Source organism: Simkaniaceae bacterium, assembly GCA_021734805.1.
In the GTDB taxonomy this organism is placed as follows: Bacteria; Chlamydiota; Chlamydiia; order Chlamydiales; family JACRBE01; genus Amphritriteisimkania.
This window is the reverse complement of the sequence record JAIPIG010000004.1, coordinates 17,625-34,138: the sequence shown is the minus strand read 5'-3', so window position 1 is coordinate 34,138 and position 16,514 is coordinate 17,625. Positions and strand designations below refer to the sequence as shown.

14 protein-coding genes and 1 tRNA gene are annotated in these 16,514 nt (G+C 41.4%); 10 read left to right on the top strand and 5 right to left on the bottom strand.

Annotated elements, in window-relative coordinates; translation table 11 throughout:
* The first annotated feature begins 11 nt into the window (after positions 1-11).
* The 4 genes from K9M07_01380 to K9M07_01365 all read left to right on the top strand — a co-directional run bounded on the left by K9M07_01380 (position 12) and on the right by K9M07_01365 (position 3,695).
* Positions 12-1,109, top strand: coding sequence for a DNA-directed RNA polymerase subunit alpha (locus K9M07_01380; GenBank protein MCF7851873.1), 1,098 nt, complete (start codon positions 12-14; stop codon positions 1,107-1,109).
* Positions 1,106-1,534 (top strand): 50S ribosomal protein L17, encoded by a 429-nt coding sequence (gene rplQ, locus K9M07_01375; GenBank protein MCF7851872.1) that lies wholly within the window; start codon positions 1,106-1,108, stop codon positions 1,532-1,534. Before K9M07_01380 ends, rplQ begins: the two co-directional genes overlap by 4 nt.
* Before the next feature lie 314 nt (positions 1,535-1,848).
* Positions 1,849-2,856: a type I glyceraldehyde-3-phosphate dehydrogenase gene (gap, locus tag K9M07_01370; GenBank protein MCF7851871.1), complete on the top strand. Its 1,008-nt coding sequence runs from the start codon at positions 1,849-1,851 to the stop codon at positions 2,854-2,856.
* 20 nt (positions 2,857-2,876) lie between these two features.
* Complete coding sequence (locus K9M07_01365) at positions 2,877-3,695, top strand: hypothetical protein (GenBank protein ID MCF7851870.1); 819 nt, start codon at positions 2,877-2,879, stop codon at positions 3,693-3,695.
* 31 nt (positions 3,696-3,726) lie between these two features.
* On the opposite strand, the gene K9M07_01360 is transcribed toward K9M07_01365, so the two are convergent.
* Positions 3,727-6,378 carry an HAD-IC family P-type ATPase gene (locus tag K9M07_01360; protein MCF7851869.1) on the bottom strand — a complete coding sequence of 884 codons (2,652 nt, stop codon included), beginning with the start codon at positions 6,376-6,378 and terminating at the stop codon, positions 3,727-3,729.
* A 245-nt stretch (positions 6,379-6,623) separates the two neighbouring features.
* On the opposite strand from K9M07_01360, the gene K9M07_01355 reads away from it, so the two are divergent.
* Positions 6,624-6,706 (top strand) — tRNA-Leu (locus K9M07_01355).
* Between the two features lie 73 nt (positions 6,707-6,779).
* Here the strand turns inward: K9M07_01355 and K9M07_01350 are convergent.
* The gene (locus K9M07_01350; protein MCF7851868.1) at positions 6,780-7,469 is read right to left on the bottom strand and encodes a class I SAM-dependent methyltransferase; all 690 of its coding nucleotides are present in this window, start codon (positions 7,467-7,469) and stop codon (positions 6,780-6,782) included.
* A 215-nt stretch (positions 7,470-7,684) separates the two neighbouring features.
* Between K9M07_01350 and K9M07_01345 the strand changes: the two genes are divergently transcribed.
* Entirely contained in the window at positions 7,685-8,392 is a 708-nt protein-coding gene (locus tag K9M07_01345) for a cyclase family protein (GenBank protein MCF7851867.1), read from the top strand.
* On the opposite strand, the gene sulP is transcribed toward K9M07_01345, so the two are convergent.
* Entirely contained in the window at positions 8,373-10,088 is a 1,716-nt protein-coding gene (gene sulP / locus K9M07_01340) for a sulfate permease (protein MCF7851866.1), read from the bottom strand. The genes K9M07_01345 and sulP overlap by 20 nt on opposite strands.
* A gap of 325 nt (positions 10,089-10,413) precedes the next feature.
* On the opposite strand from sulP, the gene K9M07_01335 reads away from it, so the two are divergent.
* Together K9M07_01335 and K9M07_01330 are read left to right on the top strand one after the other, a co-directional pair.
* Positions 10,414-10,950: a hypothetical protein gene (locus K9M07_01335; GenBank protein MCF7851865.1), complete on the top strand. Its 537-nt coding sequence runs from the start codon at positions 10,414-10,416 to the stop codon at positions 10,948-10,950.
* Between the two features lie 124 nt (positions 10,951-11,074).
* On the top strand, positions 11,075-11,563 hold the full coding sequence (locus K9M07_01330) for a hypothetical protein (protein MCF7851864.1): 489 nt from the start codon (positions 11,075-11,077) through the stop codon (positions 11,561-11,563).
* 71 nt (positions 11,564-11,634) lie between these two features.
* Here K9M07_01330 and K9M07_01325 read toward each other — a convergent pair whose 3' ends face one another.
* A complete protein-coding gene (locus K9M07_01325; GenBank protein ID MCF7851863.1) occupies positions 11,635-13,824 on the bottom strand; it encodes a heavy metal translocating P-type ATPase in 2,190 nt (729 codons plus the stop codon).
* A gap of 217 nt (positions 13,825-14,041) precedes the next feature.
* On the opposite strand from K9M07_01325, the gene rpsU reads away from it, so the two are divergent.
* Both rpsU and dnaJ read left to right on the top strand, forming a co-directional pair.
* A complete protein-coding gene (gene rpsU / locus K9M07_01320; GenBank protein ID MCF7851862.1) occupies positions 14,042-14,227 on the top strand; it encodes a 30S ribosomal protein S21 in 186 nt (61 codons plus the stop codon).
* Between the two features lie 13 nt (positions 14,228-14,240).
* On the top strand, positions 14,241-15,413 hold the full coding sequence (dnaJ, locus tag K9M07_01315; GenBank protein ID MCF7851861.1) for a molecular chaperone DnaJ: 1,173 nt from the start codon (positions 14,241-14,243) through the stop codon (positions 15,411-15,413).
* A gap of 17 nt (positions 15,414-15,430) precedes the next feature.
* Here the strand turns inward: dnaJ and K9M07_01310 are convergent, their stop codons facing one another.
* Positions 15,431-16,150, bottom strand: a complete 720-nt coding sequence (locus K9M07_01310; GenBank protein ID MCF7851860.1) for a hypothetical protein — start codon at positions 16,148-16,150, stop codon at positions 15,431-15,433.
* Positions 16,151-16,514 lie beyond the last annotated feature (364 nt).

Below are 16,514 nucleotides of genomic sequence, written 5' to 3'. Positions count from 1 at the left end.
GGAGATAGATTATGGGAGTAAGGTACGGCAAATTTGAATTGCCTACTTCAATTAAAGTAGAAGAGAGTGATGACGGACAGTCATATGCTCGTTTTATCGCAGAACCACTTGAAAGAGGTTTTGGGCATACATTGGGGAATGCTCTCCGACGCATCATGCTAACTTCATTAGAAGCGCCTGCGATTATTTCTGTTAAAATCGAGGGGATAGCTCATGAGTTCATGGCTTCTGAAGGGATTGTTGAAGATATGACACATATCATTCTTAATCTTAAAAATGCCTTACTAAGAAAACTCCCCTCTGATCAAGAATCGCAATCTAGACGTGTGCGTCACTTAGTTAAAACAGTTGACGTCACAGAGGAAATGATTAAGGAAGGCAATGGACAGTATATCGTGACTCTTCAAGATCTTATTGAAGGCAACGTTTATGATATTGTCAATCCTAAACAGCGTATTTTTACGGTGACGAAGCCAACGAAGAGACGAGTTGATCTTAAGATTGCTATCGGAAGGGGATATGTTCCTTCGGAAAGACATCTTATTGAGGATAAAATTGTTGATGAAATCGCAATTGATTCTCCTTTCTCTCCGGTACGTTTAGTCAACTACTTTGTTGAAAATACACGTGTAGGAAGAGATACGGATTTTGATCGTCTTGTTCTCGAAGTTAAGACGGATGGTCGTGTAACTGCTCAGGAAGCGTTATCTTTTGCCACACAGATTGGAATTATGCACTTGAACGTATTTGAAGAGCTTAAGTTCCAACCCATCATTTTTGAGGCTGAAGAGGAAGAAGCGCCATCTGATCGAGATGTCATCATGAACAAGCTATGTCTTAGAATCAATGAGATTGAGCTTTCAGTCAGATCGACAAATTGTTTGTCACAAGCAAACATCGATACGATTGCTGAACTCGTCATTATGCCGGAATCTGATATGTTGAAATTCAGAAACTTCGGTAAAAAATCATTGAATGAGATAAAAGCAAAACTCGATGAAATGGGCCTTCACTTAGGTATGGATCTTTCAAAATACGGAGTCACAAAGGACAATGTTCATGATGTCATTCGTGAATACTTGAATGAAAAAATGGGGAAAGAATCATGAGACATGGAAAGAATACTTTTAAATTAGGTCGCGAAATTGGTCATAGAAGATGTCTTGTTGCGAATATGCTCAAGTCGTTGATTTCTAATGGTCAGATTGAAACAACTGTTGCTAAAGCAAAAATCTTAAAGAGACATGCTGATCAGATGATCACATTAGCAAAAAAGAATACCCTTGCTAGCAAGAGAAGAGTTCAATCGGAACTAATGCTCAGATATAACCCTCTTTCTTCGAAAGAAGCTAGAAGTGTTAAAAAGGGTAATAAGTCGCTTTTAAATGTCGACCGTCAAATCATTGATACGCTTTTTAATGATTTGGGAAAGAGATTTGAAAATAGACAAGGTGGATATACTCGCATTGTACGTTTGAATACACGTATAGGCGATGGTGCTGAAAAATGCATTATTCAGTATATCAATGACTAATCGCTCCTTTTATCTGTGAATGATTTAAACCCGAAATTTTAATTTCGGGTTTTTTTTTGCAAAGTCGCGGGCTTGAGTGAAGCGAAGGCGTTCGCTCAAAAGGCCCCTGTAATACCATTAGCGCGGAAGAGCCAATATCCTCAAGATATTGGTGATGAGTCCTATCGAAAAGATAGCCGGACAGGTGCAGATGAAGAGGGCTCAACTTTGTGAGAAATGCGGGTTAGATCTGCAAAATCTTTCTTTACAATCGCGATTTTCTTGATTATAGTGCAAGAGGATATCAATTCATTTGGGAGGCTAGACACTATTCTATGAAAATACGAGTAGGAATTAACGGTTTTGGAAGGATAGGACGTTCTATTTTTAGACTCTTGCATGGCCGAGATGATATAGAAATTGTTGCAGTGAATGACCTTGTCCCCCCTGAAAATCTCACTTATCTATTAAAATATGACTCAACGCATGGCATTTTTAAGGCAGATATTCGGCCTGATTCAAATCACTTTACTGTAGATGGAAGACAAGTCCAGATTTTTGCTTACAAAGATCCGGCCTCGATTCCATGGAAAGAGGAAAAAGTTGATGTAGTCGTCGAGTCAACCGGTTTTTTTACCCATAAGGAAGATGCTGCCAAGCATTTGGAAGCCGGTGCAAAAAAAGTGATTATTTCGGCTCCTGCTAAGGGAGATGTTCCTCATTATGTCATGGGAGTCAATCACAAAAAATACAATCCCGCTGAAGATCATATTGTCTCCAATGCATCGTGCACGACAAATTGCATTGCGCCTATGATTAAAGTGCTTGTCGATCATTTTGGGATTGAAGAGGGCTTGATGTCGACTATTCACGCTGTGACAGCAACGCAGCCTACTGTCGATTCTCCCTCAAAAAAAGATTTACGTGGCGGACGCTCTGCCATGTCAAATATTATTCCGGCAAGTACCGGTGCTGCTAAAGCAGTGGCGCTATGTATCCCCGAAATAAAGGGAAAACTCACCGGAATGGCTTTTCGAGTCCCCGTTGTCGATGTTTCTGTCGTAGACTTAACTGTTAGGCTGACTAAATCAACGACATATGATAAAATATGTGAAGCCATGCAAAATGCTTCAAATGGAGAGCTAAAAGGGATTATGGGCTACACGGATGAGCCTGTAGTATCCACTGATTTTATTGGCAGTCCTCTTTCTTGTATTTTTGATAGAGATGCGGGCATCGCTTTAAATGAAAACTTTTTTAAGCTTGTAGGATGGTATGACAATGAAATAGGCTATGCGAGCCGAGTCTGCGATTTGATCAAGCATATGGCAACTAAAAATTAATTATTAACCCGGAACTAACTGTGAATTTTACACGAGAACCAATCATTGAAACGATCATCACACCAAAAGATGGGTTCAAACTCGTGGTTCGAAACAGCAAAGGAAAAGACGTTGAAGAGTATTCAATTGATGCTCTGGAAATCGTCTCATTTGGTGGAGCTATTTTTTATCGCTCGACTGAAAAACCTAAGGCCTTTTTATTACCTGTCAGTGATTTTGAAGTCGTTGAAGCGCGTGAATCGAAAGTGATGTTAAAAAGCGCTACTATTGACAAGACAATCAAAATTGCAGGAGGAAAAGAGCCTATAAAAACACCCGAAGAGAAGGAAGAACAATTTACTTCTGCCTCTAGCGGGGATAAAAGAAAAAAACGTGGAAAAAAGAAAAAAGGATACGAGAAAAAAGAGGAAAAATTTGAGCCGTCTAAGGCCCTTCCTGAAGGGGGGATGGTTCCAACCACATCTCATATCAAAACTCTGATTCCACCCCCAACAACACTGATTTCTGAAACCATAAGCCGTTATAAGGCGATTGGTGAAGAGTCAAATGAAGTCATTCTTCCTGAAACCGTTGAAGCTGCGATGGAAGGCCATCGAGAGCATGAACCGAGTGATGTACTAGTTCCAACGGACAGCCTTGATCCTATTTGGATCGAAGAAATGCCGAATAATGATGAGCAGGATAATGAACTACTTCCTGAATCGTTATCGAATGAACCATTAAAAATCGCTTCTTCTCCCGAAGAAGATGAACCCATCGGTAAAACGCATGCAGAGGAGCGTCTTGAAGAAGATGAAAATCCACTGCATAGTTTATCTGAACGTGATGATCAAGAATAAGGTAAGGCCCGAATTTATTCGGGCCTTACTTTTATGATTCTCCAGGTTTCTTGCGCTGAAATATCACACTCATTTTGATAAATAGTACTAAAACGCTCGTCCCTAATAGAGCAATTCCCCATTCATGCCAACCAAGATAGCCCGATTGAAAGACAGTTTGCATCCATGGGATGTAAATAAAACAAAGTTGAGCAATCAGAACAAAAAAGACGCCAATATAGATCATGGGATTGGTAGAAAATGCAAACTGAAAGGCGCCGCGATGCAAAGTACGGCAGTGAAATAGATAGAGCATTTGAGAGAGGATAATCGTTGTCACTGCAAGTGTTTGTGCGTGGGCAAGTGCCATGACATGGGGCACATCTTGTCGAATATCAATGAGATATTTCCACAGAAAGACTCCTGTTGCTGCCAGCGCCATAACCAACGCAACTAGCCCCATCGAGATGAGAAAATTTCGATCAAAGAGTTTCGAATCTTTTTTTCTAGGGGGGCGGTGCATAATATTAGGTTCCGCTTCCTCAAAGGCAAGGGGAAGAGCAAGAGCTACTGCAACGATCAAATTCACCCATAAGATTTGAATAGGAGAAATGGGCTGAAGTAGGGTTGAATGGCTTGTTGGGAAAAAAATGATCCCGATCATAACCATCAGAGCTTGAGCCAAGCTTGTTGGGAAAACAAAGCTGAGTGACTTGACCAGATTATCGTAAATGCGCCGCCCTTCTTCTATAGCGGCTTCAATGCCTGCAAAGTCATCATTGACAAGAACCATATCGGAGGCTTCTTTGGCAACTGCCGTTCCCTTAATTCCCATTGCAATACCGATATCTGCTCGTTTTAATGCAGGTGCATCATTAACACCATCACCGGTCATTGCAACGACATTTCCGCCTTCTTGCAGAATTTCGACAAGTTTCAATTTGTGTTCCGGTGATATGCGTGCGAAAATATGGTTATTTTGAATACTTTGTTGCCATTCAGATAGGGAAAAATGCTGCATATCCGATTCTGCAATGACATTGCCTTCTTGGAGCAGATTGAGTTCTTGTCCGATTTTTTGAGCTGTTAGAGGGTGATCGCCTGTGATCATTTTAACGACAATTCCCGCATTTTGACAGGTTTCAATCGCTTGATATACACCCTGTCTTGGAGGATCGATCATTCCAATAAAACCTAAAAGTCGAAAGTCATGCCCAAATTGTTGCATGTCGATATGATCGCCTTGATGGCTTTGCTTTTCTGCAATAGCCAGGATGCGCATGCCCTGGCTTGTCATTGATGTTATGGTATGATTAATGGCCGCCTTTTCAGACGGAACTGAGCAGTAAGAGAGGATCTCTTCCGGAGCCCCTTTAATCATTAATAGGGTTTCTCCCTCCTTCGAGCGATGAAGAGCAGACATCATCCGATGTTTAGATTCAAAAGGGATGCTATCAATTCTATCCCATTGCTTTCGAAGTAGCCCTTCATCGAGATGGGCTTTTTTCCCTGCAACAATCAGGGCAATTTCCGTTGGATCTCCTACTTGGTGCGTTGCATCACTACATAATATGGCATCTCTGAATAAAACATGGATTTCATCTTGATGAGAAGGCGACTGAGATTCAATAGCCCCTTCACTGACATGAGCCAACCCTAATGGTGTCCAAATTTGTCTGACCGTCATTTCATTATAGGTGAGGGTTCCCGTTTTGTCCGTACAAATCACATTGGTACTGCCAAGCGCTTCAACAGCGGGTAATTGACGGATGATGACATTTTTTTTAGACATGCGCCGTATGCCAATTGATGAGGCAATGGTAATAATAGCCGGAAGCCCTTCGGGAATCGCCGCTACGGCAAGAGCGATTGCAGCAAGACCTGCATCAAAAAATACATGTCCTTTGAGATAAGCGATGATAAATAGAAGACAACTTGCAGCCAAAACACCCCAGGTGATGGCGTGGGCAATTTCTTTGAGTGTTTTTGAAAGAGGCGTTTCTAATGGTTTTGTTTTTTCAATTAATTCTGAAATTTTTCCAAATTCGGTTTTGATCCCGGTTGCGACGACGATGCCCACTCCTGTTCCTGATGCGATATGCGTACCGCTAAAGCCCATGCATTGTCTTTCCGATAATGGGGTGTTAGAGGAGCATGTTGACGGTTCTTTAGAGCAAGGAACGGATTCACCCGTGAGAGTTGATTCATCAGCGCTTAGATGGCGAGTATGAATAAAACGGAGATCGGCAGCTAGACTATCTCCTGCTTCTACAAGAACTATATCGCCGGGAACAAGCTGTGAAGAAGGGACTTTTTTTCTTTTCCCATCTCTCAATACCGTCGTTAGATGGGGGAGCATTGCACTTAGCTCCTCAATCGTGCGATGAGCCTGATATTCTTGAATAAATCCGATCAGTGTATTTAAAACCACAACACAAAAAACGACTAACGCGTCCATCCATTCTCGAATGATAAGTGCCAATGCTGTAGATGCAATTAAGACATAGACAATGGGGCTATGAATTTGTCGCGCTAAAATCCCCCAAAAAGTGATCCGGCTTTTAGTTGTTAATTGATTTGCACCATATTGTTTGAGGCGAGCTTTTGCCTCTGTTTCGCTCAGACCATTCTCAGAAGATGTTAACATTTCAAATAGCTTGTCGATTTCAAGAGTATGCCAGGTAGGCGTCTGCTGCCGGTTCATAGGATTTTTCCCTTATCTAACTCAAAACTCAGCGTATAGCATTTTCAAAAAATAAAGGCGTAAAGATTAATTTTGATCACTGACTTTACGCAAAAACAAGGGCTAGCCCGCATTTCTCACAAAGTTGGGAAGGAGGGCATAGCTAAAGTGCTATGTCCGAGGAGTACTGAAGTTCAAATGATGGTTTTCCTTGATTCAAAATGCCCATTTTCAGTAAATTAAGTGTCTCTCCTCACTCAATCTGTGCTCGGGTGGTGGAATGGTAGACACAAGGGACTTAAAATCCCTCGGTCGCAAGGCTGTGCGGGTTCGAGTCCCGCCCCGAGCAATATTCTATGATTACTTCAGTTCGATGCCCCACTCTCAAATAAAAAATCAGGATAAAATAGGATGATCACAAGTTACCTTTTGGGGTGTTTCTTATGGAGGTGAATAATGGCAACTCCGGCACCGTACTCTTTGAAGTTTACTAGTTCATATTTCTTTTTTTTTAAAATTTTGATGACTTTAGAGCAGGGTAATAAACCATTCGTGTCGTGAAACGTGATCATACTTTCTTCATTCATTAGGGGCAGATAATTATAAAAATCGCTCATAGCGCCTTCAAAAGAGTGATCAGCATCGATATGAAGATAATCAATTTTCCACTCCGGGTGGGCATGGGCAACATTTGATGTCAAATCCATTATGATCTCTATATCCGGAAAAGCCTTTTTAAAAAAATGATCGTTTGAGAGCCATTGGGGTCGGCCATAGGAACCGGTATTTGCATCGATAAGGATGGTCCTTGCTTTCACCAGTTTGAGATCTCTTTGAGCTTGGCGCATGATGCGAGGCACAAACCCTCCACCGGAGCCTAAACAAACACTCAGCTTAGCTTTTTTCACATAAGCTAAGGCATAATAGAGCATCCCACAACCCAAATAATCGCCCTCTGCTTCATGACTCTCTGCCCAATCTGCTTCATAAGTGAGATGAGATCGTATATATTCCGAATTAATCAAAGACAATGGTTGGGCGCTTGCTTGAAAAGCAGTGAATATAGTGAAAAGGATATAGGTGACAATCGTCTTTCTAAGGCAATGCATCATGATGTCAGTGGTATAATACTCGGGGGATTCTCTGTGATTTGATTCTTTTTTTCTAGAACATTTTTTAAATCCCGCTATAGTGTTTGATAAATGTATACCGAAATGAGTCGAAGATGCCGGCGAAGATAAAACCCAATTCTTCAATTTATTTCGGTATATTAGCTGCCGGGCGCTCGGGCAATTGAGAAAGGAAAAAAAATGGACCACAATAAAATATGACGGAAGATGAATTGAAAATCATATTTGATTCTTTGAGGGTTATCGATTTAACCCATCCCTTATCGGAAAAAATCCCCTCTTGGAATGGATCTTGTGGATTTTGTCTTGAGATTAAAAGAGATTATGATGAGGTATTTCGCGTTCAAAAAATCAAAATGCATGCAGGTGTTGGAACGCATATGGATGCTCCTTCACATCGTTTTCAAGAAGGAGCTTCAATTGCAGAGATTGCGCTTAAGGATTGTATTGTTCCTTTAAGAGTCGTTGATGTTTCACAAAAAGCTCACCAAGATTATCAAATTACAGTGGAAGATATCTTATATCATGAGCAAAAATATGGCCGTATTCCTGCAAGAGCTCTTTGCGTAGGGTATACGGGATGGGATCGGTATTGGGGAGATCCCGCTACTTATCGCAATGTCGATGGCAAAGGCGTGATGCATTTTCCTTCATTTTCAGAAGAAGCCGCTTCCTTATTGATCGATCGGGGGATTGCAGGACTTGCAATAGATACCCTATCGCCTGATGCGCCCCATTCAGATTTTCCGGTCCACCGCATTATTTTAGGTGCAGGCAAATACATCATAGAAAATATTGCCAATATTTCGAGCGTTCCTCCCATCGCGGCCTACGCCATTGCACTGCCTCTCTATGCTGAAGGAGCTGCGGAGGCTCCGATGCGCCTTATTGCTTTAATTCCATAGCATTGATCAGTGTCTGAGCGTGTTTTAAAGAGGGATCAATATGCGATAACACTTGTTCCTTCCCAATAAGATCAATCAGACCGAATTTTTTCAGGGACTGATATAAGGGGGCTCTAACTCCGGATAGGATTAAAATCGTTTTTTTTCGCTCACATTGGTAATAAAACTCCATTAATGCATGCAGGCCGCTTGCGTCCATAACGTCGATTTTACGTAGGCGAAGAATAAACACCTTAGGGGAAAATTCTAAGTTAGATAAAACGCTTTTGAGGCTATCTGCGAGACCAAAGAAAAAGGTGCCGGTGATTTCATATACTTCGATATGAGGGGGGATTTGTTTATTTTCAATAAAATCAGGATCAAGTTCTTCGTGTTCAATCATTTCTTCTTTAACTTTTGCGAGCGGTGCAATTTTAGAGAGATCTTTCATGCGCTTCATGAATAGAAAAGCTGCTGTGATCATTCCCACTTCAATTGCCACTACAAGATCGACAACAATCGTTAAAAAAAAGGTTGTGAGTAGGACGATAATATCTCCTGCCGGTGCTTTAAATAAGTGTCTGAAATGGCGAATTTCACTCATATTCCACGCAACCATTACCAGCACGGCAGAAAGAGCCGCTAAGGGGATTTGACTGACAGCCGGAGCTAAAAATAATAAAATAAGTAAAAGCGTCACCGAGTGGATAATTCCGCTAATGGGTGTTTTGGCCCCTGATTTAATATTTGTTGCCGTGCGGGCAATGGCGCCTGTTGCGGGAATGCCCCCAAATATAATGGAACTGATATTGGCAATTCCTTGTGCCAGAAGTTCTGAATTAGAGCGGTGATGGCGCCCCGTCATTCCATCTGCAACTACGGCTGAAAGAAGGGACTCAATCCCGGCTAAAAAAGCGATTGTAATGGCATCCGGGATATAGGAGCTCCAATTGTTTATTGCAAATGAGAAGTCGGGCAAAGAAGGCGTTGGAAGTGTTCGGGGGAGTTCACCAAAACGGCTGGCAATGGTTTCTACAGGGAGATGAAAGCCCCAAGAAATAGCCGTAGCAATGATGATAGAAGTAATGCCCCAAGGGATAATAGGAATGAATTGACGGATGATCAGAATTAATATCAAAGTGCCTAGGGCTAGAAAAAGGGTATGAGGCTGCCAAGTAGGCATAGCAGAAAAAAGGGCAATGCATTTTGGAATAAAGCTTCCGGGCAAATGTTCGATTTGCAGCCCAAAAAAATCTTTGATTTGGGAAAAAAAGATAATGATGGCGATCCCTGAGGTAAATCCGGTGATCAAAGGGTAGGGGATATATTTAATGAGACCTCCCATTTTAGAGAGACCGGCGACAATTAAAATGAGTCCCCCTATGAGGGTTGTGATGACAAGTCCCGCATAGCCGACTTTAGCGACGATTTCATAAATAATGACGACAAAAGCTCCTGTTGGCCCCCCAATTTGAAAATAACTTCCTCCGAGAAATGAGATGAGAAATCCTGCAATAATAGCAGTATATAAACCCTGAATAGGGGAAAGGCCGGAAGCAATGGCAAATGCCATTGATAGCGGTAGAGCAACAATTCCAACGGTTACTCCGGCAAGAAGATCATGTCTAAAAAAGTGTAATGAATAGCCCTGCCGTAGGCTAAGCCAGAATTTAGGAACAAATTCAGAAACATAGTTTGAAACGGAATGTTTTTTCATAAGACAACTCTACACCGAAATAAATTGAAGAATCGGTTTTTTTACCGGTAATTTCTTGATCTATCAATAAGCTATTTTTGTCAAAAAGCCGATTCTTCATTCCGTTTCGGTATAAGTTGCACAGTCGAGATAAGATGAGTCAATAATAATAAAGCACAAAGCTGTTCAAATGCAAAGTTATTTTTGATCACTCCCATGGCTAAAGCCGATGGGATGTCTTAAGCATCGAAAAATCTCTTCTATTGCAAAGTCGAGTTTAATATTGAAGTCTGTTAGTGCATTTGCGATAATGCCTCATAGTCATTTGTTTTATAGTTGTCAGTCTATGAAAGTCTCATTTACATCTGTCCCTTTTTATTACGAGGTTGCTTGCGAAACATCGTCTACCGTGTTGTCATGCCAATATTCACCCCTATTGAAAGTCACCACTTCCGCGCTGACCGCTATGGGGAGTCTTTTAGTCGTTTTTGAACTATTTGAGCTTTGGAAATGTCCCCAACCTAATTATCAAGCTGCGCTAAAAGTGATTCCCCTCTCGCTTGCGTTGCTTAGAAAAGCAACTATTGTCGAGATCGCATGTCATTCCCTGCTTGTCACAATCGACTTATACTCCCTTGCTGCCGAATCGTCTTCAAGTGAGCCTTCAGAGGCTGAAGCAAAGATATCAACGCCGCTAAGTGATGCCGCTCCTATTGCAAAACAAGAAGAAAATCTATTGCTGCGCATTCAAAAAATTGCGGCAGGTGCAATGATTGGGGCTGCTTCTGTTTTTATTTACCGACAAGTGATGATTACCCCATTAAGAGCGACGCTATATCAATTGATTAGTCGTGTAGCGAAACTTTTTTTCAATGCAGTCTGAGGCTTCTTCCCTATGCTGAGTCAAAAAAAGTTAATTAAAATATTAAATACTACTTGCCCTAATTTAAAGATTTGGTAAACTTGCGAAATATTTTTCAAATTTGCCAAGACTCAAGGAGGAAATTATGGCAGTACAACAAGCACGACCAGTAGCAACAGCAACAACACTGGCTTCATACTTACCTAAAGTAGATCTCAATGCCGCAAAAACAACATTCGCAGTAGTAACTTCTCTAGCGCTTTCATGGCTTTCTACTCAATATGTTAACAGTTCAGCTGCAATTAGAGAATTAGCTAACGATTACGTTAATGATACAGCTTGGAGCGTCATTAAAACAGTAGGTAACCTAGCTGAAATGACATTCATGACTGTTGTCGCTTTTAAAGTGGCTCATTATTTTAACGTGGCTAAAATGGGCGTTAACGTAAATATTCTGAGCAATTTAGTGGCTAAAAATGCAATGGCAGCAAAAGTTGCTCCTATTGCCTTAACAACACTTTGTGCAGTTGGTGCAGTATGGAGTGCAGCGAAAGCAGGTGCTTCAGCTCATGCATATTTCACAGCTGAATCAAAGCCGGCAGAAGCCGCACCGGAAGCAGAAAAACCAGCGTAAGTTGCTTTTCTCAATTTTAAGATTAGATCGCTTAGATCTAAAGACGCCTCTTTGACTCAAAGAGGCGTTTTTTATTTGATCGATTGTTTGTTGAGTAGCACGGCATTTGTTACAACACAAATCGAACTGAGAGCCATAGCCGTTGCAGCAATCATCGGGTTGAGATACCCACAGGCAGCCAGTGGAATTCCTAAGATATTATAGATGAAGGCAAAAAATAAATTTTGACGGATCTTATGAAAGGCGAGCTTAGAGAGTTTTAGAGCTGCATATAAGTTATGGATATCACTATGCATCAGTCCAATGCCGGCATTTTCCATAGCAATATCCGTTCCGCTACCAACTGCAAATCCCACATCGGCCTTTGCCAATGCAGGCGCATCATTGACTCCATCTCCCATCATCCCAACAATAAGGCCTTTTTGTTGCTTTTCTATCAGATACCGGATCTTATCTTCAGGTAAAACTTCTCCTTTGAAATCATCAAATCCCAATGTTTTAGCTACATTTTCAACAACGCTTTTACGATCACCGCTGAGCAAAAACATTTGAATGCCCATCTTATGAATGTGTTGCATCGCTTCTTTAGATCCCTGTTTGATACTATCTTGTAGAGAAAAGTAGCCAATCATTTGCTTTTGCCTTCCAATGCAGACGATGATTCGCTTTTCATGTGATATTTGCTCTGTAAAATTGCTCATATCGATAGCAAGTTCATTGAAGAAGTTGATCGATCCAAGATAATAGGGGTTGGAATCGATGATGCCGGATACACCTTTCCCCGGATGGGATTCAAAAGAATCAACGGGAATGTGTTCTTTCACCTTACTTGAAGTGTATTGATAGATCGCATCTGAGAGGGGGTGTTCTGACTGACTCGACAGTGCTTTTGCAATGCGGAAAAATTCCGGCTCAGAGTGATGCGTATCGATTACATTTAATTTTCCCTCTGTAACCGTTCCCGTTTTATCGATAATCAGCGCTTTAATTTTATGTGCAACTTGAAGTGCTGTCGCATCTTTGATTAAAATCCCCTCGCGCGCTCCTCTAGCCGTTGCTACCATGATGACGGTCGGTGTGGCAAGTCCCAGAGCGCAAGGACAAGCAATGACGAGTGTTGCTACGGCATTCGTTAGACCTTCAATGGGCTGATTAAAAATAGTCCACCAAATGATAAAGGTCAGAACACCGATAATGGCGACAATAGGGACAAAATAGGATGAAATCTTGTCAGCTAATTTTTCAATCGGGGCTTTGGATTCTTGGGCCTCTTTCACAAGTTGAATGATATGGCTGAGGACGGTGTTTGAAAGGGGTTTAGTCGCTTTAATCAGTAGAGTCCCATTCCCGTTGATTGTCCCTGAATAAACAGAGTCACCGCGGTGTTTATAGATTTGACCGCTTTCTCCGGTAAGCATAGATTCATTAATATGTGATGTTCCCTCTTCAACTTCCCCATCGATGGGGATTTTCTCACCGGGTCTCACTTGGATAAGGTCTCCAATTTCAATTTTTTCAACAGGGACATCGACAAAATTCTCTTTTTTGCGGATGCGCGCTGATTTGACTTGGAGTTTAAAAAGAGCGGTCATTCCTTGCATAGCCGCTCCTTTCGCTCGATCTTCAAGGATACGGCCAAGTAAAATTAAGGTAATAAGCACGGCACTTGTTTCAAAATAAACATCCGGGGATTGACTTGTGAATAGGAGATAGATGCTATACAAATAAGCGGCGCTGGTTCCCATTGCAACTAAGGTGTCCATATTGATGGACCAGGTTTTTAAACCTTTAAATGCCCCTCTGTAAAAGGGAAGTCCGCCAAAAAATTGAACAATGGAGGCAAGCCCTAGCTGCGCCCAACGGTTAAGTTCAATATCAATCTTAAAGAGATAGAATATCATGGGAATGAGTAGGGGAAGAGAGCAGATGAGCGAGGTGATAAACTGAACGCGGAGGAGTTTTTCTTGATGAGGCTCATCGACATGGCCTTGCGCCATGGAATCTTCGAGTTTTTTGTCGATAATGCGGGCATGATAGCCTATCGATGCAATCGCTTTTATAACATCCTGAGGATGAATGAGGGTAGGATCAACAGCTACTTTTGCAATGCGGGTAGCAAAATTAATTTGAGCCTTTTGAACTCCTTTCATTTCCAGTAGTTTACGCTGAATTTTGTTGACACAAGACGAGCAATTGATGTCACCGATATACAATGAAATCACAATATGATCTTCTCTTTGATTATCAATGGCTTGTGTCATTTATCCCTTCAAAAATATCATTTACCCTTAATCCATATATACTGGCCTATTCGGTTTAATACTATCCCATTTTCTTAGCTTTGTAAAAAAACAACGCTTGAATTATGAGTGGTATATATCCTTCTCTTGAGGAATATCTTCTTCTCGTGTAAACTAGCGCTTTGATTGACTAAATAAAACATTACGAGTTAATTTTAACCTTTAGGAATAACTATAAATGACTTACGTTAAGGTTCGTACAGGAGATTCAATTGACAAGGCCCTCAGAGCCCTCAAGAAAAAATTAGATAAAGAGGGTGTGATGAAAGCCGCTAAAGCGCATCGTTTTTATGATAAACCTTCTGTAAAGAGTCGCGCTAAATCAAAAGCAGCGCTTAAATACAAATTAAAAAAAGTAAGATAATCAACTAATATTTATGGCTGATTATTACGAAACACTCGGCATTGCACGCAATGCAACTGCCGATGAAATTAAACGAGCTTATCGCAAACAAGCTGTCAAATTCCATCCGGATAAAAATCCCGGAGATGCGGAAGCTGAAAAGCAATTCAAAAAAATCTCTGAGGCTTATGAGATACTGAGCGATGAAAGCAAACGTCGCATGTATGATCAATATGGCGAGAATGCTTTCCGTCATGGAAGCCCTGGAGGATTTGGTGGCGGCTCCGGTGGATTCTCTTCAATGGAAGAGGCTTTGCGTACATTCATGGGCGCATTCGGAGGCCAAGCAAGCGGTGGCTCTAGCGATTCAATCTTTGATTCTTTTTTCGGATTTGAATCGGGCGGCAGAGGGCAAGGTCGCCAATACGCCCAACAAGGCGCATCTAAAAAGACCACAGTCACTATTTCGTTTGCCGAAGCTGCGCGTGGCGTTGAAAAAGAACTTCTCATTACTAATCATATCAATTGTGAAACGTGCCAAGGCTCCGGTGCTAAGTCCGCTAGCGATGTCAAGACTTGTAATGCATGTCAAGGATCAGGCTATGTGCACCATAGCCGAGGGTTTTTTAGCATGTCAAGCACATGTCCGGAATGCCATGGCGCCGGGAAAATCATCTCAAAACCATGCCCTGATTGCCATGGTGCCGGGAAAATTAAGAAAAAGCAAAAAGTCAAAATCCCCATTCCTGCCGGAGTCGATAATGGCATGCGCCTGAAAATGTCGGGTTATGGAGATGCAGGTGAAAGTGGAGGGCCTCCGGGGGACCTTTATGTTTACGTGCAGGTTTTAGAAGATGATTTCTTTGTCAGGGAAGGTGATGATGTGATCATTGAATTGCCTCTTAACTTTTCTGATGCAGCCATTGGATGTAAAAAGGAAATTCCTACCCCACTTGACGGCACTTATCGCATTAATATCCCTGAAGGGACCCAGTCAGGTAAAATTTTCCGTGTCCGCGCTCAAGGGCTTCCTAACGTTCATGGGCAGGGGAAAGGAGATCTTCTCGTCAGGGTTCATATCGAAACGCCTATCAATCTCAATGAGAAACAAAAAAAGCTTTTGCAGGAATTCGCTGACTTAGAAGAGCCAAAGAACTCCCCTCAACGCAAATCGTTTTTCGACAAGATTAAATCTCTGTGGAGTTAATAACTCTAGTACTATTTTTAATATGAGGCGAATTCCAGTTTTGACTGTAGATCAGATGCGAAACGCGCTTTTGCCTTAGGAGAATCTGAATAGGTTAGGATAGGATAATCCGGGAAAAGCCACTGAGCTGAGGCGAGCAAAATTTCACCCGAAATCACTTGTTCTAAAAAGGATCTGCATTTTTCATTGCTAGCGGCATTGATATCTTCTTTCTTCCACTCCATCAGGTATTCTAAGTCGATGCCTTTAGAAAGTGCAGTCTGAATTAAGGCTTGCCGATAGCAGTTATTCAGTCGGATGCGTACAATTTGCGTTGACGTATCAGATGGATAGCACTGCAAATCAAATAGTAAACGCAGGTTCCCCTCATCAATCAGTGGAAGGGATTTTCGAATGAGCGTTTCTTCCGTGGGATTGATTATAAATTCACTTAGAGCAAGCTCATAAGCGCAGATTAAATGGCCTTGGGAAAGTCCTCTTTTTAGAAGGTCAGTCTTTTCCTCTTCCGGAATCTCCGACCAAAGAATCATTAAAAAGAAGTCATAATCTGCAGATAATAAAGCGCTTTCAGCCCTAGTTGTCGCAGGTGTGCATGAAGCGGCACAAGTTAACGAGGATAGTTCCCCTTCATTTCTGCAGCTTTGATGCGTGTACATCATTTCAACTATAGGCGAATGAATGTTCTCAAGAGGGGAGGTAAGATGAGTATGGGGTCTCTGAGTCGTCACGGCATGCATAATAAATTCTCCACAAAAAAGAAGACATTCAAACAGGCTGCCTACTTTTTGAAAAGGAGTTTTTTGGATAGGTTAAGCAATCTCTCCCCTGCCCACAGAGGGGGATAAATCATTTTGGCATCTTGCAGAATCCATTTTTAACTAACATAGCCATTATTAGTTGTTAAATCCCTTACGGTCAATGATTTGATGTTTTTTGAATTATGCAATCAAGCAAAACCACTCTATATATATCCTTGATTTTTAATGATTTGCGTTTGTTAATTTGGTTGTCTTATAATTAAGTGCTGGTTTTTATTAGATTCTGATATAATTTTATTAAAAAACTAACTATTTTATTTGAAAAACCGAGTTGAAGGTGGCT